The sequence below is a fragment of the Pelotomaculum sp. PtaB.Bin117 genome, from assembly GCF_002067195.1.
Classification (GTDB): Bacteria; Bacillota; Desulfotomaculia; order Desulfotomaculales; family Pelotomaculaceae; genus Pelotomaculum_D; species Pelotomaculum_D terephthalicicum.
In genome coordinates, this window is the sequence record NZ_MVQM01000150.1 from 1 (window position 1) to 19,676 (window position 19,676).

A 19,676-nucleotide genomic window follows, 5' to 3' on the forward strand; every position below is an offset into this window, starting at 1 on the left:
GCTGTAATATGGTCATTATATCCAGCAAGTTCCGGACAGGCAATACCGTCAGCTTTCGGCCATTTTAGGCTAGCGGAAACAATCTACATTTCTTCCTAGACATCTTTATATTATATTTCTTTATAGGCATAATCTCTGCGTGTATAGCCAGACTATTCTTTAAGTATTATCTATACTTCTACCTGCCTCAATCAATATTTATAAACATGATTCTCTTTACGCTTTTAGCCAATGGGGTAATTATTTTGATTTCTTTATGTTTTGCCTTTAATAAGTTGGGGAAATTAAGATTGGCAGAAATGCTTAAAGGAGAGTAGTTATGAATGTATTATCATTAGAAAAAATAAGTAAAAAGTATCACCTTAATAAAAGCGAAATAACACCATTACGGAATATTTATCTAACTGTCAGCAAGGGTGAATTTGTGACTGTTATGGGACCTTCGGGATCAGGTAAATCAACCCTCCTAAACATAATTGGCACCCTAGATTCTCCGTCAAGTGGGGTTATGACTCTCTTTGAAAAATATAATTCTCAAAGCATGACAGAAAAGCAGCGGGCTTTAATAAGGCTTAAACTCATAGGTTTTGTATTTCAGTCCTTTAATCTTATACCTTTCTTAAGCGCATTGGAGAATGTTGAATTGCCTCTTAGAATTATGGGAATTAAAAGGAATGAAAGAATTAAGAAAGTTTTCGATATTCTTGCACGTGTAGGATTAGATAAGAGATTAAATCATTATCCAAGTCAATTAAGCTCGGGAGAACAACAAAGAGTCTCTATCGCGAGGAGTCTAATAAATGACCCAGAACTTGTTCTAGCTGATGAGCCTACTGGAAATCTGGACAGCACAAATACCCAAGAAATAATAAAATTAATGAAGGAACTATGTGCTGAAAAAAGGGTTGCTTTTTTAATAGTAACTCATGATAATGAAATTACATGGGCAGCTGATAGGGTATTATATCTTAATAACGGGGAACTCAACAATAAAACTTAATTAGAGAGAGGATAGAATGACCGGTATTTTTATTGCCTTGCATTATTAATTATTATATATGGACTAACTAGTTACTATTTGGAGAGCAAAGAAGAGAATAATTGCATTAGCACCAGCCAGCCGCACCTTTGTCCGATCATCCGCGGAAAACCAGGGCTGATGTCGTCGGGTTCGGTACCAAAATTAGCCATCAAATTGATGAAGCGGCTAATGTCTCCATTGAAATACTGAGTTGGATATCGTTCAATGAAGGAATAACTTTAATAGCATCGGTTGAATCAGGCTGAGCATAGCACAGTTTGTGTATGGTGCACCCCATTGTCAAGACAAATTTTTGACTGACTTAAGTTAGGTTCTCCTTTCCGGTATTTATAGATATTTAATGCAGAAACCTTACCTTTGGAGGAGGTCAAGGGCGAGCGAAGCTCGTTCATCGGAGGCCCTTGACATCTGTGTGGTCCAATATCCTTTTGTCGAGGTTCCAGCTGTAACAAACATGTTCGCGTTCGCGCATAAGAATTAACTAATAGTAATCATGCCAGGGGTCCATGCGAGGGTCCATGCCAGCATGCCAGGGGTCAGCCCTTGACATTGGACAAAAGCATAAATTTAATTTTTCACAGTAATAAATAGCGGAGGATAATGTAATTAGAACACTTATGTTTAAAATATAATGTACACTACTAATATACAAAACTCAAAGCTGTCCAATGTCAAGGGCTGACCCCATTCCGATCAATGTCAAGGGCTGACCCCATTCCGGTGCATTCCGGTGGGGCTGAAAAAAATGAATACTGTTGGCGCTCCCGACAAAACATATAAAAGACATCTGCCGGAGCGCCATTTCTTCTTTATTGAATGGTTTGCGCGCGCCGGACGAGAAGGTGAAGATATTTGAACAGCCTGACCAGTTTTTTTAACCCTAAGTCAGTAGCTGTTATCGGCGCTTCTAAATCACCGGAGAAAATCGGAAACGTTATTGTAAAAAACATCATCTCCAGCGGCTACACCGGCAAAATATTTCCAGTCAACCCGAAGGAAAAAGAAATCGAAGGGCGGGCTTGTTATCCATCGGTCGGTGCCGCCCCGGAACCGGTGGAGTTGGCGGTTATATCAGTCCCGGCGCCCCTGGTGCTGGATATGGCGACGGCATGCGGCAAGAGCGGAGTAAAAAACCTGGTGGTGATAACAGCGGGGTTTAAAGAAACAGGCAAAGAAGGACTCCGCCTGGAGCATAAACTGGTCGAAATTTGCCGTTCGTACAAAATGGGGATGCTTGGGCCTAATTGCGTGGGCTTTATGGATACTCACACCCCGATAAACGCTTCATTTTCGACCGGGTTTCCCTTGGAAGGAGAAATCGCCTTTATTTCACAGAGCGGCGCCATGGTGTCATCTATTCTGGACTGGAGCCATTCGGTAGGTCTCGGCTTCAGTAAATTTATCAGTCTCGGCAATAAAGCCGATCTGACGGAATCCCATTTCATAGAAAACGCGGCGGATGATCCGCATACCAAAGTGATTCTTTGTTATATCGAAGATGTGGAAAACGGGCCTCTTTTTCTTGAAACAGCCCGGCGGGTCAGCCGGAAAAAACCTATTGTCATCCTCAAATCCGGAACCAGCCAGGCGGGCGCCCGGGCGGCTTCTTCCCACACCGGCGCGCTCGCGGGCAGCAATATAGCTTATGAAGCGGCGTTCCGCCAATGTGGAGTGATTCGGGCCGGGAGCATGCCGGAATTGTTTGACCTGGCCATTGCTTTTGCCAATCAGCCTGTTCCCCGGGGAGAACGTGTAGCCATTATTACGAACTCCGGTGGTCCGGGCATCGTGGCAACCGACAATATTGAATTAAAAAACCTGAAAATGGCCCATTTTACCAGAGAAACGGTTGACGAGCTAAGAAAAAAATTGCCCGCTGAATCGAATATATACAACCCGGTAGACGTATTGGGCGACGCCAAAGCTGACCGGTACCGGTTCGCGTTGGATAAAGTTCTGGCCGATCAGGGCGTGGACAGCGCCGTTGTCCTGCTCTGCCCGGGCGGAGTGACCGAGCCGGTGGAAACTGCCAGGGCTATGGTTGAGATGAGTAGAATATACCCGGAAAAACCTTTGCTTGCCGCTTACATGGGTGGCAAACAAATTGAGGAAGGCGCTAAATTACTTTCAGCGGCAAAAATACCCTGCTTTGCTTTTCCGGAACCGGCGATTGCCTCTATTAGCGGCATGGTGAGCTATACCGGGACTAAAAATATTGGTAAAGATAAAGAAATACCGTCATTCGATAATGTGGATCCCGGGACAGTGGAAACAATATTAAATAGTGTAAGAATGGATAAGCGTCTGGTGCTCCTGGGCAGCGAAGCCGCAAAAGTGCTGGCTGCTTACGGCATACCCACGGCGGCAGCCGAACTGGCCACCCAGCCGGAAGAAGCGGCCGGATTGGCGGATGAGATGGGCTATCCGGTTGTGCTAAAAATAGCCTCACCTAAAATTACGCATAAAACTGACGTGGGTGGGGTAATTACCGGCCTGGACTCATATGAAAAAGTGCGCAAAGGCTTCATTGAAATCATCGAAAAAATTCAGCGATACATGCCCCGGACGGTCATTTACGGGGTTGAGGTGCAAAAAATGATGCCTAAAGGGACAGAGTTGATTATCGGCATGACCAGAGACGTGCAGTTCGGTCCGCTAATCGCTTTTGGCCTTGGCGGTATTTATGTAAACTTGATCAAAGATGTTTCATTCCGCCTGGCAAACGGCCTGACAATTACTGAGATTAAAAAAATGATCAGCGAAACCAGGGCCTATACCCTGCTGCGCGGCTATCGGGGGGAAAAACCCGCCGACATGCAGGCCATTATCGAGGTTATCGGCAGATTTACCAAACTGGTCACCGATTTTACTGAAATAACCGAGGTGGATATTAATCCGCTGTTTGCATACAACCGGGGTGTTTCGGCTGTTGATGTGAAAATAACTATATCGTGAGGTGTTTTCGGTGAAAAATCTATATATCATGGGTACTTCCGGCAGCGGAAAAACCAGTGTGGCTGTAGGATTAGCAATCAAGTTCAGACAAGAGGGATACCGGGTGGCTTACTTCAAACCGGTGGGCAGCACCGGGAGCAGCACCGTCAAAGGTGACGAAGATGCCTTGTTGATGAAAGAAGTGCTGCAAATGGAACATCCGCTGGAAACAATCGTTCCTTACATGGCCGGTCCTTCTTATCTGTCCGGCTATAAGCATTCCTGTGTTTCTGTGAAGACAATCGTTGAGGCATATGAAACGGTAGCGGCGGGAACGGATCTGGTGATCATCGGCGGAGCCAGCTTCCCTCATATCATGGGATGCCTCGGGCTTGACGCCGCCAGCCTGGCGGTTGAACTGCAAGCTCTTCCCCTCTTTGTGATCAGGATTGAAAGCGATTACAGTCTGGATCTAGCAATTTTTTTCAATAATTACCTGGAGTTGAAAGGCATTTTTACTATAGGAAACATTTTCCACAATGTGCCTCAATCACTTATGGCGAAGACAGAAGGAATTTACCGGCCCATCCTAGAAGAACGCGGTTATGATATCCTTGGCGTTATCCCAAAACATCCGGTAATAACCTCACCTACGGTAAAAGATTATTTCGAAGTGCTTGGGGGTGAAATACTGGCCGGGAAAGACTGTTTGGAGCGAGTGGTGGAAGACGTGGTTATTGGCGCCATGACTATTGAAAGTGCCCTGGGTTACCTGCGGCGTACCGCGAATAAGGCTGTGATCACCGGCGGGGACCGTTCGGAAGTAGCCTTGTCCGCCCTGGAAACCAGCACTGCCGCGATCATTCTCACCGGCGGACTGTACCCGAATGTTAAAGTAACTGCCCGCGCTGAAGAAAAAGGAATACCTGTGATTTTAGTCTACTATGACACATACACAACTATAGAGAAAATGTCTGAAGTCACCAGGCGGGTCAAGGCTACCGACCGGCAAGCCATTAACATTGCTGTAAATAATATAGAAAAATACTGCGATTGGCGCAGCATCTTAAGCTCATTGCAGTAAATTTTTTAATATTATCAAAGCCGCAAATGAATTTTATGTAAACTAATATTACTTCTTTAATTCCTCACGGCCTTGTTGAATTTGACTTAATACCGTCCCTAAATTCTCCTCAAGGCTGGCCAATATGTCATCAGCATAATCACGCGCCCCTCCCTTGATCTCGCGGGCCACTGATTCAGCTTTCTGAACTACCTCCTCCGCTACTTTTTTTGCCTGGCGGACTATTTCACTGTCGTCAGCCTGCTTTTCCACCTGCCTTTGGGCGTCCTCCATAATCCGGACCGCCTCTTTTTGGGAATCATTCAGCACCTTTTCCCGTTCCTGGATAATCCAATTAGCCTGGCGGATTTCCTCGGGCATATTTGTCCTGATATGGTCCAGCAGATCTAGAATCCTGTCCTCGTCAACAAGCACTTTTTTGGTTAATGGTATTTTACTGCTCGATTCGATAAGGTCTTCGAGCTCATTCAGTACGCTTAGCAAGTCCACTAATTTCTACCCCTCCTTACAAAAATCGCTGTCTCTTAATTTTCTCCACAAGCTTCTTTTCCACCAAAGGCGGCACCAGATGCTCCAAAGGCCCGTTAAAAATAGCAACATCTTTTACCGCGCTGGAACTGATATAAGAATATTCCGCTCTGGTCATTAAAAAGATCGTCTCAACATTACAGGCAAGATTTTTATTAATAAGCGCCATGCGGAACTCATTTTCAAAATCGGAAACCACCCGCAAACCGCGGACTATGGCAGCCGCTTTTTGCTCTGCGGCGTAATAAACCGTCAGGCCGTTGAAAGAGTCTACCTTAACATTAGGATAAGGAGATAAAACTTCTTTTAACATTTCAACCCTTTCCGATATGGAAAACAGGGGGTTTTTAATCGGGTTCCTGGATACTGCCGCGATTACCTGATCAAAAAGAACCGAAGCTCTAACAATGATATCCAAATGACCTAGTGTTACAGGGTCAAAACTTCCCGGACAAATCGCCGTCCGCAAACTATTTTCCCTCCCCGGCACATTATTGATGATAATAAAATGAAAGCAACGTATCCCCGTACTTTTCCTGACGTAGCAATCTCAATGAAGCAGCCGCGTCCTGAGCCGGCGGGTCTTTCTTACTACTTTCTACTATAATTGTTCCACCAGGTTTCAATAAATTATTTTTAATTATGGCGTCTAAAATACTGGAGACCAGACCTTGAAGATAAGGCGGGTCAATAAAAATCAGATCGTATACTTGTCCTTCTTCTCCCAGTAAAGAAATGGCTTTAACGGCATTAAGGCATAATAAACGGGCATTAGCCTCAAGTCCGGTAATACCAAGGTTTTCTTTGATGATATGAATATTATTTATATCTTTTTCAACAAAAACCGCCCTATCAGCTCCCCTGCTCAAGGCTTCTATGCCGACACTGCCCGTACCCGCGAATAAATCCAAAAAGCTGCTCCCGGCAATGAAAGGTCCCAGCATGTTAAAAAGAGCTTCTTTCACCCGATCAGATGTCGGTCTTACTTTAAGCCCCCTGGGAGCTTTCAACTGCCGCTTTTTAGCAATACCTGCAATGACGCGCAAAATATTTAATCCCTTTCTTTTACAAAAAACATTATAGCATAATAATATAAGAAAATCGAATTTTTTCATAATTTTAAAATAATAAACTTATTTATGTATATCACCATGGAAATAGGACAACATAGTGATGTTAAAGAGGTGATAGTATGGAATTGGATTTTTATAAAACATTTTCAATAAATATTGACTTGGCGATTGAAGCCCATGACCTGGTACGGGGACAAACCGGCCAGGAAATCCCGGGGGTTGTCGTCGACCGTGAGAAATACGAGAACTCATCTGTAACAATTGTAAAAATAGTCGAAGAGCAAGCGGAACAATTAATGGGAAAGCCGCGCGGCAATTATATCACCATCGAAGCTCCGTCCCTACGGGAAAATAATCGTTTGGCCCAACAAGAAATAGCGGAAGTCCTCGCGAAAAAGCTATCTTCTCTTTTTAACCTGCCTGAAAAAGCCAATATTCTCCTGGTCGGGCTGGGAAACTGGAATGCGACTCCTGACGCCCTCGGGCCGAAAGTAATCGAACACAGCATGGTTACCCGTCACCTCTTTAAATACGCGCCCGAAGAATTGGGTGAAGGCATGCGTTCAGTAAGCGCCATTGCGCCTGGCGTGCTGGGAATTACCGGTATCGAGACAGCTGAAATAATCAAGGGGATTGTGGAAAAAATTAAACCTGAATTAGTGATTGTAATCGATTCCCTGGCTGCCGGCAGTGTCGACCGCATCGCCGCCACTATCCAAATCGCCGATACAGGAATAAACCCCGGTTCTGGCATAGGCAACCATCGGACCGGCATAAACCAGGCCAGTATGGGCGTACCCGTTATCGCCATTGGAATACCGACCGTCGTTCACGCGGCGGTGATTGCCCAGGTTACCGTGGAGCATTTTTTGGAGCAGCTTAAAGAAAACCCGGTACTCAACCAAATATATCAAAATTTACGCCCGGACTTCACTCACCAGGTCATTGATCAGGTATTGCAGCCTTTTGCCGGAAATCTCATGGTAACGCCCAAAGAAATTGACTCCCTTATATTAAACACTTCAAAAACCGTTGCCGGCGGAATTTCCATGGCTTTACACCCATCGATCAATTTCGAGGATTTTAATATTTATTTGAATTAGCTTTATTTGAATTAGCGGCAATACAAACAAGCGGAATAAAATTCCGCTTGTTTGGGAAAATAAATAATATAAACTTGGATAGTGGGTTGACAATTTTTTATAAAACCCGGGCAATGCATGCAGGCAGTTACCCGGGATGTTACGAAACTAGCCGGCTTAGTCCCCCGCTCCCTTCACTGACCGTTAGGGTGTCATGTTCACATTAGTCACCTGGGGAGTGGGCGGAACAGTGCCCGATGCCAAGCTGTTTTCATAAGCGGCGATCATCTTTTTAACCATGTTGCCGCCGATAGCTCCATTCATCCTTGACGGCAGGTCACCCATGTAACCGCCTTCAGGAATTTGGATACCGAGTTCACGGGCGGTTTCCCATTTGAAATTTTCCATCGCCCGGCCGGCTCCACGAATCAGGATTTGATTTGTCTTTTGTCCTTGTGCCATTATTTCACCTCCTTTTTTGTTTTGTGAATTTAGTATGAACCCGGCCGGATACAATTATGCTAGAACATCTTCCCTCATTAAGCGATTAAAAAATAAACGATCAAAAATTATGAAATTAAAATATAGCTTTTAATGACACGTACCCAACCACGGTATGCCGAGACGGTCGATTAATTCTTCGTAGCCCATGGCGTCCAACTCGTCCCTGTTTTTCATAATATAAAACAGGATTTCGCCCTGGCGGAGCAGTTTTTTAAACTCCGCCCAAGCGTTATTCTTTAACTTCTTGTAAATATTTTTCAAGGCCAAGGCTTCAATGACAAAAAGCAAATCAGCGTCCACGCTGCGAAAACCTGGAAAAGACTGGGCAATAACAGTTATTTTACTATCCCGCACCTCCCAGATTTGCATCCGGCTGCCTTCGGCCCCAAAATTACTTTTGGGGAGGATGCCAATTTTCCCACCCTTTTTTATTTCTAGAAAAACGTCCTTTTCCGTGTTTAAGAAATTTTCCCAAGCATCAAGATCTTCCAGTATTTCATCGGTAGTAATCCTTCATTCCTCCCAATCCATGATTTATCATATTTGCCGCTTATATTCTTACACCTAAACGGTAACCTTCGTGAATAGCTTGATACAGCCCCCTGGGGGCTACAGCGTCCCCAACTATATGCAACTCGTCAACCATATATTCAAGGTCTTGGAAGATACCCTGCCGGGATACCCGCGGGGCCGCCAGTACTACCGTGTCAACCTCCACTAAAGTTTCATCGCCATCCTTCCCTACCAATAAGCCAGCATCGGTAATTTCTTTTACTTTAGCCTTGGTAATCTTCTTGATATTCAGTTCCTCCACCCAGGAGGTATGACGCCATTTCCAGGTAGGCATAACATCTTCAGCCAGCCGCTTGCTTTCTTCGATGATGGCAACCTCATGGCCTGTGGTAGCCAGGTACTCGGCTGTAACCAGGCCGACCTTGCCGCCGCCGACTACCGCTACTTTTTTCCCGCATTGTACCTCGTCGTGCAATACCGCTTTAGCAGTGACAGCCTTTTCACGGCCCGGCAGATTGCCCGGATCAACGCCGGCGCCGGTGGCAACTACCGCCACATCATACCGGTGCAGCATCTTCCGGAACATGCCTGCATTAATTTCAGCGCCGAGGTGAACTTCAATATTATGTTTCTTTAGCATAACCTCATAATAGGATAAGAGATCCTCCAGGTCCTCTTTAATAGCCAAATCACACTTGGCATAAGCCCGCAACTGCCCGCCCAGCTGGCTGTCCTGCTCGTAAACGGCAACCTTGTGTCCCCGCTGGGATGCCGCTATGGCACACTCCATGCCCGCCGGGCCGCCCCCGATAACGATAACCTTTTTCTCGTAAGCCGGCGGCTTGATGTGATACTCAGGTTCAACTTCATGCCCCAGCACCGGGTTAACAGTGCAAATGTAGGGAAGATCACGGAACAACCTGGACAGGCAAAGCAGACAGCCGACACATGGCTTAATTTCATTCAACCTACCCTCGGCAGTTTTGATGATGCGTTCCGGGTCTGCCAGCATTGGCCGGCAAACTTCCCAGAGGTCAAACTGTCCCTTGACCAGGCTGTCGTTGGCCATAACCGCATCAGGCAGCCGCACTCCAAAAGCAATAGGAACATTGGGTATTTCCCTTTTTGCTTGTTCAGCCAGATAGTTCCAGTGCCCCGGCGGAATATCCCGGCCGATGGAAGACTCCGGAGACTCCTGCCAGCCGATACACATACTGATCAAATCAACGCCGCATTCGGCGGCTATTTTCATCGTTTCCAGACATTCTTCCTCAGTGTTGCCGCCGTATCGATCCATAAGCTCCGTACCGTTTAAGCGTACTGATAATATGTGGTCACCTATGGCATTTTTTATCTCATAGATAATTTCGCGCATAAAGCGCGCCCGGTTCTGCAACGAACCGCCATATTCATCGGCGCGCCGGTTGGTAAATTTTGAAAGGAAATTAGCCAGGATGTAACCCATGAAACTGGTTACCTCCACCCCGTCAAATCCTGCTTTAACGGCTCTTTTAGCCGCATCGGCGTGTTCCTTTATGCAAAGCCTGATATCTTCCTTGCTCATCTCGCGCGGCGGGCGGAAGTGGGGCAGCGTTTGCGGAACTACCGACGGCGCCACACAGAAACCGTTGTCAATACCGCCATAACGCCCGGCATGAAGAAGCTGCTGAATAGCAACCGCTCCATTCTCCTTAAACATGGCGGCAATCCTCTCGAACTGGGGCAGGAACTTATCGTCATGCAAGGCAATTTGCCGGAAGTAGGCTTTGCCGTCGCCCCTGGGATCTACAAAAGCTCCCTGGTTGGTAATCATTCCGGCGCCCGTATTAGCAATAACCCTGGTCCGTTCGATTTCACGCTCGGTAATATACCCGTCCCGGGTATTGTAGTTTGATACTCAGCAAGCCGCGTATTTAATGCGGTTCTTTATTTCATACTTGCCTACTTTATACTTTTCAAACAGTTTTGGAAGCTTGGTTTCACCCGTTTTTTGCACCTCGCAACACTCCTTTTTGATTTTGTATTGAGTATTATTAAGGTATATTGTTGAGCTGTGTTTTTTTACCAACCTCCTTCCAGAACGTCAAGGTGAGTTCGTCCTCAGCAGTCCTCAACATTATCCCCGTATTTTTTACCTCAGTTGGGACTATTTCAGCACACCTTTTTTAGCTGCAAAAATGTTGCCAATAACTTTCACAGAACATTCATATATAAACAAATTATTGTGCAGCCATAAAGTTGGGGGATTTGGTATCATATCATAATCCCCCAACTTTATTTTCGAACTGATTATAGATACTTGGCGCTATACACAGCCAGCAAGCTACAACAATCGTGATAAGGAATGAGAAAATGAACTTAAAACTAAGATACTACTTAAATATTTTTTGAAGCTTTTTCTTTAGCCAGTTTTTCGATAATGTCTTCGCGCAGCTTGCGCTTAAGAATCTTGCCCGCCGGACTTAACGGGAAGGCGCTGACAATTTCGAGTCTTTCCGGGAGCTTGAACGCAGCGATGTTTTGTTTCCTTAAAAAATCCTTGAGTTCTTCAAAAGTCATTGTTTCACCGGCTTTAAGCAGTACGAAAGCGCAAGCTTTTTCACCGAATACCTCGTCCGGCATTGCCACAAGGCAAACATTTTCGACCTTGGGGTTGGCCAAAATATAGTTCTCGACCTCTTCACAACTGATTTTCTCGCCGCCGCGGTTGATTAGATCTTTTTTCCGGCCTTCGGTAAACAGGTAGCCGCGTTCGTTCTTACGCACTATGTCACCGGTGCGGTAAAATCCATCCGCGGTAAAGGATTTACTATTGTGCTCCGGCGCTTTGTAATAGCCGCGTATCGTATAGGGACCGCGAACAATCAGCTCGCCAGTCTGGCCGTCCGGCACTTCATTCCCGTTATCATCCACCACCTTGATTTCATCACCGGGGGAAATGGGGACACCGGAACTGTTGATTAGCATATCCTCGTCTGCATCCAGGGGGCATATGCTCAAAAGGCCTTCCCCGGTGCCGAACACCTCCTGGGGCTTGCATTTAAATTGCTCGACGATATGCTTGCGCAGTTCCGGCGCCAGCCTGGCCCCGCCATTTTGGATAACTTTTAGCGAACTGATATCATAACGCAACGGAACAGGTGAGCTTACCCACCTCGAAACCAGCGGCACAGCGGCAGCTATAATCGTCACCTTTTCTTTCTCAACGAGGGAAAATACCGTTTCCTCGTCAAGACCAGGCGATATTACTGCTTTACCGCCGTAATACAGGGCCGCCAAGAGCCCGGGGCAACCCAAAGTATAATTGTGCGCGATTGGCAATACGGCGAGGAAGACAGTATCTTCATCGTATCCTCCCACCTTGCCGCTCTGCCGTATGTTATAAACGTAGTCGTTATGTGTCCTGGGAATCAGTTTGGGTATACCGGTCGTCCCGCCGGAAAGAAGCATGAAAGCGACTTCATCCGGATCAGGCCGGTACCGGGCTAGAAAATCATCCGGATATTTGTGCTCAATCGGTGAATCGAGCAATGCTTCAAGTGAAATCTGATCATTTTTTGCTTCGCCTTGTATAAATATATATTTGAGACAATGCTGCTCCGCCCGCACTTGTTCGACCATGCTAACGTAATCAAATTTACGCTGTACTGTAGGAGTAAAAGTGGCTACCGCATCTGCATGCTGAACGAAGTAACTAATCTCCGTAAAGCGGTGGGCAGGCAATGCCATCACAGGTATCACACCGATCTTGACCAGAGCTAAAAATGTATATACGTTTTCCGGGGTGTTCGCTAATTGAAAGACGACTCGATCCAGCGGTTTCAAACCCAAATCCCAAAAATGGTGCGCTAACCGGTTAACTTTTTCCCCAAGCTGGTTGTATGTGATCCGCAAGTCTCCATAAATCAACGCCTCTTTGGAACCGTATTTTTCAACTGAAGACTCCAACATTTCACCGAGTGTCAAATCCGACCAGTAACCATTTTCACGGTACAGCCTGCCAAATGCCTCCGGCCACGGGGTGAAACCTTCCAACATAATCTTTCCTCCTTAATAAAATTTTGGCACAAAACACGCTTGGGTAGTGATCAGCCCGACTGGATCAACCTCCTTAATCAAGAAAATTCATAAAATTATGAAGGTTGCAAAAAATGTGCCATCATTGATTGCGACAGCACATCATTTAGTGGAAATCCAGGTTTCCAAAAATTTAAACTCTTTGGAATAATTAATTACCACCTGGAAGTATAAGTTTCCAGGTGGTAATAGTTTCAGGGAGGCTATAGTTGATACTTTTTCAATTTTTTTAGTACCGCCGTATGGGAGATACCCAATGCCTGACCAATATTCCGCGAGTTCTTATATTTTTTTAAGGCTTTGAACAATATCTCTTTTTCGGTAATTTCTAAAGCTTCTTTTAAAAGAGGGATGGCCTCTTCCGTTTGCTCCGTCCCAGGTTTGTCATCCGCATATGTCACAGCGGTTGTGAAGGTACCACGATTTGTCGCCGCAAAAGCATTTGCGCTGATAATGTCACTTGAACTGGTAATTACCAGCCGTTCCAAAGCATTTTTCAACTCTCTTATATTGCCCGGCCAGTGGTAGTCCAAAAATTTTTGCATCAGCCCGGGTGTAATTATTTTATTTGTACCGTACTTCTTGTTGAACTCGCTTAAAAAATAATCCGCCAGCAAAGGGATATCCTCTGTTCTGTCCCGCAGCGGCGGGATTAATATCGGTACAACATTGAGGCGATAATACAGGTCTTCCCTGAATCTTCGTTCCGCAACCATTTGCGTTAAGTCCCTATTGCTTGCGGCAATCAAACGCACACTAGCCTTAACCACTTTAGTGCCGCCTAAACGGATGAATTCACCGTCCTGCAATACTCTCAGAAACTTGCCCTGTATGTCCATAGGCAAATCTTCAATTTCATCAAGAAAAAGAGTGCCTTCATTCGCCAGTTCAAAAAGCCCCGGCTTGCCTTCTCTATTAGCCCCCGTGAAAGCCCCGCGGGAATAGCCGAAAAGCTCTGATTCCAGTAGAGGCCCTGGTATCGCGCCGCAGTTAACCTTGATAAAAGCTCCTTGCCTTTTGCTCCAGACGTGAATTAACTTGGCAAACACTTCTTTGCCAACGCCGGATTCCCCCTGCAGCAAAACCGTCACCTCACTGCCGGCGACACGTCTGGTTAATTCCAGTATTTTGTACATTTCCGGATTACAGGTAATCATTTCATGGGCATCCAGCTCTTCTTTCAGTATTTTGTTAAATTCCGACCGCAGTTGATCGCTTAGCTCGCGTGACTGGGCAAGCTGTTCCTGCAAGTTGATTATTTCCGACATGTCTCTCGCGTTCGTTACTACCCTGATCACGTCACCGTTATCATCCAGAACCGGCGAGGAAGTAACCATAACCACCTTCCCGGTCTTTATTTTCTGTATTCCGGTTACAATTTTTCTACTTTCCCTGGCCAACTGCGCAATCGGTTCGGAAGTAAAAAACCCTTTCATGTACAAGGAATCAATTTTTTTTCCTAAAAAATGGCTGGCGGTAAGATTCGTTATCCGTAATAGAGATTCATTTATTTTCAGAACCTTACCTTTACCGTCGGTAATCAGTATCCCGTCATATGATGAAGCAATAATTCCCTCTAATTCTTTGTTAATTTTTTTAAATGATTCCAATTCTGTAGATATCTCTTCCAACTCGGTAATTTCTTGAAAAACTGTAACGGCCCCAATCACTGTATCTCTATCATATATAGGTGTCCGGTTAACAACAAAAGTTTTGTTGTTAAAGATAAACCGCTTGCCATACTCGCTTTGGCCTGTGTTAACAATGTTAGGCAGCTTTGTTTCCGTTATCAGGGAAGTAATTGGCTTGCCTAAGACAGGCTGGTTAAATCCCAGCATTTTTTGCGCCGCCACGTTGCATATTATTATGACTCCATTCTGGTTAATAGCAATGATACCGTGATGAATATAATCAAGAATAAAAGGAATTATATGGCCCACCAACATTTGCATGAGTCCCCCCCTTTGGGGTCAGGCTTTACTTTGTTACTTTCTTTCCATCCTTAATTTTCTTTAAACATTCTTCCATCTCAACTCGAAATTTTTCGTTATACTCAATTTCGTTGAACGTTCTAGTCACGGCTGATTGGCTTATTCCTAAAAATTCCGCCGCCCGGCTTCTGGTTAATAGGCCGCTGCTGACCGCCAAGTACAGAAAGTTCCTTCTGGCTCTTGCTATTTTAGGTAATTTGCTCTTTTTTAAAACCATTTCTTCAGAAATATTGATTTTCTTAGCTATTAACGTAAGCAATTCTTCCGGTGAGACGCCAATATTTAATCCATTGCTGGATTTTTTAATTTTAGGCAAAACGGGTTGATACAGGATTGCCGGGTTGCTCTTCGGCATATCTTCCTCTTGGGTATTTTGCATAAACTGCAAGTAATTTTGCACAGCCTTGTGGGGCTCATTACCAAAGTAATTTAAAATAAATTCAGTTGACACTAAATCGCTCTCAGCCCTTATGTAGTCCCTATGACTGCTCCACTTATAGTCGAGAGACGGACTCAATCCCGCCTTAACCGGGTTCGCATGTATGTATTTTATCAGCGTAAGAAGATAGTCATCCTTCCCGCATAAAACTGCTTTGTAACGCTGCTGAAAAACATGTCCAACACGCCCATAATTTTTGTTAAAGTACTGCGTATATGATAGCTGAATACCCTGCATTATTCCAGATAAGGGGTTATCCCTGACTTCTATCAGTAAATGCAGGTGGTTATCCATAAGAGCATAAGCGTATATTAAAAAATCATATTTATCTTTATACTTTTTTAGCAGATCCAGATATTTTGCTTTATCATCATTTTTACAAAAGATATTTTCTCTATTATTGCCTCTCGCTATAATGTGATTGATCGCCCCGTGGTAGTGTATTCTAGGTTTTCTCGCCATATGACTGCTCCATATAACAAGTATTTACAAATCTATTTTACACAAAGAAACTCACAAAGTAAAGCCTGACCCCATAAGATATGCCACCGCTAAACGCGATGGCATACAATATTATTTCTAATGTATCTCTGTTGAACTAAGCCCCAATTATTATCAATTGCAGGTCTATAGATTACATAGACCTTTTGCGGCATTACTGCACTGTTAAGACGAAGAATGGCGGCTGCCAGGTTAGATTATTACGGTAAATCGTTATTTATTTCTGTTGATCCAGCTGTCTAAGCTTGTAACGTTGAACCTTGCCGGTGGCAGTCTTAGGCAGCTCTTCAATCGCCTCAATCCACCGCGGGAACTTATAGGGGGCAATAGCATTCTTTACGTACAGCTTGACTTCTTCCATCAGCTTTTCTGTTACTTCCACATCCGGTTTGAATACTATATACGCCTTCGGCTTAATCAAACCATCAACATCCGGGGAACCGACCACGCCGCATTCCAGCACGGCCGGGTGCGCCATAAGCGTGTTTTCGACTTCAACAGGGGAAACCCAAATGCCGCCGGCCTTGATCATGTCGTCGCCCCGGCCGGCGTAAGTGAAGTAACCTTCTTTATCAATGGAGTACTGGTCACCGGTGTTGAACCACTCGCCGACAAAAGTATTTTTAGTCTTTTCGTGCTTGTTCCAGTAGCATGACGCCGTGCTGTCACCTTTAATCATCAATGTGCCTACTTCCCCGGGCGGCAATGATACGCCGTTCTCGTCCACTATTTTCGCCTCGTAGCCCGGCACTATCGTGCCGGTGCTGTCGGGCCTGGACATGCCCGCCCTGTTGCTGACATAGATGTGCAGGATTTCCGTCGAGCCGATTCCGTCCAGAATTTCCAAGCCGAATTTTTCCCTCCACTGGCGCCATACAGGTCCCGGCAGCGCCTCACCGGCGGACGCGCACAGCCGGATAGAACTCATGTCGTAGTTTTTCTCCGCGTCTTTTACCTGCACGATGGCATTATAAGACGTCGGAACCCCGAAGTAAAGGGTCGGGCGGTACTTGGTGCAAACTTCGAGAACGTGCTTGGGCTGCGGGCGATCAGGCGATAATATAGTTGCTCCGCCAACGTAAAACGGGAAGAACAAAGCATTGCCGAGTCCGTATGCGAAGAACAGCCTCGCCACTGAATAGGTGATATCGTTCTCGTTAATGCTCAAGATACCCTTACCGTAATATTCGGCGCTGTAAGACACATGTCATGGTGCAGGTGCACGGTGCCTTTCGGAAAACCGGTGGTGCCGGAACTGTAAAGCCAGAAAGCGGCGTCATCCGGAGAAGTGGGAGCCGCGGCCAATTCAGTGGAACCGCCTTTCAGCAACTCGTCAAAATTGATGGTGTTTTCAACCGGCTCCCCAATCACTATGATATTTTTCAAAAATATAAGTTCATCTTTCACCGTAAGAATGCCGGGCAGCAGCTCACGGCTGACCACAACGGCTTTCGACCTGCTGTCATTTAAGAGATAGCGATAGTCTTCCGGCTTCAACATGGTGTTGGTCGGTATGGGCACTGCCCCGATCTTCATCGCGCCGAAAAATGTATAGACGAATTCCGGACAGTCAAACGCCAGCAAAAGCACCCTGTCCTCCATGTTTATACCCAAAGAGAGCAAGGCGTTGCCAGTACGGTTGACGTTGTCCAAAACTTCCTGATAAGTAATTCTATCTTCTTTGTGATAAATAGCTACCTTGCCGCCGCGCCCTTGAGCAACGTTCCAATCGACAAAACGTTCAGCTTCATTATACTTGTCCGGAAAAGTAAGTTTTGCATAAGTCATACGATTTCCTCCCTTATTTTTTTAATCATTTAAAATATTAAACAATTGCAATAATTTTGCCAGTTTACAATATTCGATAAAATAACCATAAGATCAAAGATAACACGGGTTTTACACAATAATAAAAAAGCCGCCGTTTAAATACAGCGACATGCGGGTGGAACTATAAGGTTCCCGACCCCAATAAAGCGGAAACATTATGTTCCAAACGGAACATAATGTTTCCGCTTTATTAGAAACTTAACCAGGCAGGTCTTCATTACAGCTTATATTTTCTTATTTTTCTCAAAACAGCGGTGTGGGATATACCCAAGATCCGGCCAATACGTCTGGAATTTTTATATTTTTTTAACGCTCTGGACAATATGTCTTTCTCAACGCTCTCCAAAATCTCTTTTAAGGGGGAAAACACTTCTTCACTCTGATGACCCGGCTCAGGTGCTGCGCTTTCACCCGCACCTGCCGTATTCCGAAGCTGAACATTTTGTTTTGCCACTAAGATGTCTTCATTAACAACATCACTAATAATATCACTGGAGCAGGTAATAATTAACCGTTCCACAACATTTTTCAATTCCCGAATGTTACCCGGCCAGTGATAATTCATAAAGCTTTGCAGCAAACCGGGAGCCAATGATTTTTCTACGCCATATTTATTATTGTACTTGTTTAAAAAATAGTTGACTAATAAAGGAATATCCTCTTTCCTCTCACGCAGCGGAGGTATTGTTACCGGCACTACGTTGAGACGATAGAATAAGTCTTCCCGGAATGTCCGTTCCGCGACCATTTTTCTCAATTCTTTATTACTGGCGGCTATTAAACGCACATTTACCTTTATTACTTTAGTTCCACCCAAACGGATAAATTCTCGATCTTGTATTACTTGAAGAAATTTGCCCTGCAATTCTAAAGGCAGATCTTCAACTTCATCAAGGAAAAGCGTGCCTTCACCGGCCAGTTCAAAAAGACCAGGCTTGCCTTCTTTATTGGCCCCGGTAAATGCGCCTCTGTCGTATCCGAAAAGTTCTGATTCCAACAGATGCTGTGGTATCGCGCCGCAATTCACTTTAATAAAAGCCCCTGGCCGTTTGCTCCAAATGTGGATCAGTTTTGCGAGGACTTCTTTGCCAACTCCGGACTCCCCTTGAATTAAAAAAGTAACCTCACTGCAAGCAACTCGTCTGGCCAATCCAAGTATTTTATACATCTCAGGATTACTGGTGATCATCCCGTTGGAACGCAACTCGTCTTCAAGCATTTTGTTAAACTCCGACCGCAGGTGATTGCTCAATTCACGCGACCGGGCAAGCTGTTCCTGCAAATTGACGATCTCGGACATATCTCTGGCGTTTGTAACTATTCTTATTACATTTCCGTCATCATCAAAAACCGGCGTGGATGTAACCATTACTTCCTCCCCGGTTCTGATTTTCTGTATACCGGTTATGATTTTTTTACTGTCCCGCGCTAAACTTTCAGCGGGTTCATAAACTATATGTCCGTCTTCGTATAAAGATTGAATTTTATTACCGATAAAGTGATCTCTTGTCAGGTTTGTTATCCGTAAAAGCGACTCATTAATTTTTAGAACCTTGCCTTCACCATCGGTGATTAGAATACCGTCGTATGAAGATGCAATAATACCTTCCAGTTCTTTATTCAATTCTTCACAGGATTTTAATTTAACAGAAATTTTATCCATTTCCGTTACATCCCGCAATACTATTATTGATCCAATCACTGTATCTTTTTCAAATATTGATATGCGATTAGCTATATATGATTTATTATGATAAGTTAAACGTTTTTCATTATTATCCTGACTTGAATTTATTAAATCCAATAGTTCAGTTTCTCGTATCATGGAATTTATTGGCTTGCCAATGACATGCTGACCTTCACCCAACATTTTTTGAGCGACCGTATTACATACAATAACAGTTCCTTCACGGTCAATAGCAATAATTCCGTTATTGATATAATCAAGAATGATATTTACTATTTGTTCGTTTATGCTTATGGGGTCAGGCTTCATTTTGTTACTTCCTTATTGTCATAATTTCTTTTATTATAATCTCTTTCAAATATTTTTCATGTGTATCTACATAAACTGCAAG

General features: G+C 44.7%; 16 protein-coding genes. 4 read left to right on the plus strand and 12 right to left on the minus strand.

The genetic code is table 11. The annotated features are described in order from the left end of the window. Window positions 1-319 precede the first annotated feature (319 nt). From A4E54_RS10820 to A4E54_RS10830, 3 genes are all read left to right on the plus strand, one after another. Window positions 320-1,000, plus strand: a complete 681-nt coding sequence (locus A4E54_RS10820) for an ABC transporter ATP-binding protein (RefSeq protein WP_286726117.1) — start codon at window positions 320-322, stop codon at window positions 998-1,000. A gap of 894 nt (window positions 1,001-1,894) precedes the next feature. Beyond that, entirely contained in the window at window positions 1,895-3,997 is a 2,103-nt protein-coding gene (acs, locus tag A4E54_RS10825) for an acetate--CoA ligase alpha subunit (protein ID WP_240084493.1), read from the plus strand. 10 nt (window positions 3,998-4,007) lie between these two features. Next, window positions 4,008-5,060 (plus strand): phosphotransacetylase family protein, encoded by a 1,053-nt coding sequence (locus A4E54_RS10830; protein WP_240084492.1) that lies wholly within the window; start codon window positions 4,008-4,010, stop codon window positions 5,058-5,060. 48 nt (window positions 5,061-5,108) lie between these two features. Here the strand turns inward: A4E54_RS10830 and A4E54_RS10835 are convergent, their stop codons facing one another. The 3 genes from A4E54_RS10835 to rsmD are packed head-to-tail and all read right to left on the minus strand — an operon-like array spanning window position 5,109 to window position 6,682. Continuing rightward, entirely contained in the window at window positions 5,109-5,549 is a 441-nt protein-coding gene (locus A4E54_RS10835; RefSeq protein ID WP_240084491.1) for an ATPase, read from the minus strand. Window positions 5,550-5,565: 16 nt separating this feature from the next. After that, window positions 5,566-6,057, minus strand: coding sequence for a pantetheine-phosphate adenylyltransferase (coaD, locus tag A4E54_RS10840; RefSeq protein WP_240084490.1), 492 nt, complete (start codon window positions 6,055-6,057; stop codon window positions 5,566-5,568). A gap of 22 nt (window positions 6,058-6,079) precedes the next feature. Further along, a complete protein-coding gene (gene rsmD, locus A4E54_RS10845) occupies window positions 6,080-6,682 on the minus strand; it encodes a 16S rRNA (guanine(966)-N(2))-methyltransferase RsmD (protein WP_312038107.1) in 603 nt (200 codons plus the stop codon). A gap of 98 nt (window positions 6,683-6,780) precedes the next feature. Between rsmD and gpr the strand changes: the two genes are divergently transcribed. Further along, window positions 6,781-7,764 carry a GPR endopeptidase gene (gene gpr, locus A4E54_RS10850; protein ID WP_286726121.1) on the plus strand — a complete coding sequence of 328 codons (984 nt, stop codon included), beginning with the start codon at window positions 6,781-6,783 and terminating at the stop codon, window positions 7,762-7,764. A gap of 183 nt (window positions 7,765-7,947) precedes the next feature. On the opposite strand, the gene A4E54_RS10855 is transcribed toward gpr, so the two are convergent. The 9 genes from A4E54_RS10855 to A4E54_RS10895 all read right to left on the minus strand — a co-directional run bounded on the left by A4E54_RS10855 (window position 7,948) and on the right by A4E54_RS10895 (window position 19,594). Continuing rightward, window positions 7,948-8,205 carry an alpha/beta-type small acid-soluble spore protein gene (locus tag A4E54_RS10855; RefSeq protein WP_240084487.1) on the minus strand — a complete coding sequence of 86 codons (258 nt, stop codon included), beginning with the start codon at window positions 8,203-8,205 and terminating at the stop codon, window positions 7,948-7,950. Window positions 8,206-8,334: 129 nt separating this feature from the next. Further along, window positions 8,335-8,616, minus strand: coding sequence for a hypothetical protein (locus A4E54_RS10860; protein WP_286726123.1), 282 nt, complete (start codon window positions 8,614-8,616; stop codon window positions 8,335-8,337). A 181-nt stretch (window positions 8,617-8,797) separates the two neighbouring features. Continuing rightward, window positions 8,798-10,627 (minus strand): oxidoreductase, encoded by a 1,830-nt coding sequence (locus A4E54_RS10865; protein WP_286726137.1) that lies wholly within the window; start codon window positions 10,625-10,627, stop codon window positions 8,798-8,800. A 509-nt stretch (window positions 10,628-11,136) separates the two neighbouring features. Then, a complete protein-coding gene (locus A4E54_RS10870) occupies window positions 11,137-12,798 on the minus strand; it encodes a (2,3-dihydroxybenzoyl)adenylate synthase (RefSeq protein WP_240084484.1) in 1,662 nt (553 codons plus the stop codon). A gap of 242 nt (window positions 12,799-13,040) precedes the next feature. Further along, window positions 13,041-14,789 carry a sigma 54-interacting transcriptional regulator gene (locus tag A4E54_RS10875; RefSeq protein ID WP_286726126.1) on the minus strand — a complete coding sequence of 583 codons (1,749 nt, stop codon included), beginning with the start codon at window positions 14,787-14,789 and terminating at the stop codon, window positions 13,041-13,043. 25 nt (window positions 14,790-14,814) lie between these two features. Continuing rightward, window positions 14,815-15,729, minus strand: a complete 915-nt coding sequence (locus tag A4E54_RS10880; protein ID WP_286726128.1) for a transposase — start codon at window positions 15,727-15,729, stop codon at window positions 14,815-14,817. 256 nt (window positions 15,730-15,985) lie between these two features. Then, window positions 15,986-16,936 (minus strand): benzoate-CoA ligase family protein, encoded by a 951-nt coding sequence (locus tag A4E54_RS10885; RefSeq protein WP_286726130.1) that lies wholly within the window; start codon window positions 16,934-16,936, stop codon window positions 15,986-15,988. Then, window positions 16,933-17,556, minus strand: coding sequence for an AMP-binding protein (locus A4E54_RS10890; protein WP_282442374.1), 624 nt, complete (start codon window positions 17,554-17,556; stop codon window positions 16,933-16,935). The genes A4E54_RS10885 and A4E54_RS10890 overlap by 4 nt, the downstream gene beginning before the upstream one ends. A gap of 259 nt (window positions 17,557-17,815) precedes the next feature. Further along, window positions 17,816-19,594, minus strand: a complete 1,779-nt coding sequence (locus A4E54_RS10895) for a sigma 54-interacting transcriptional regulator (protein WP_240084481.1) — start codon at window positions 19,592-19,594, stop codon at window positions 17,816-17,818. Between the last annotated feature and the right edge of the window lie 82 nt (window positions 19,595-19,676).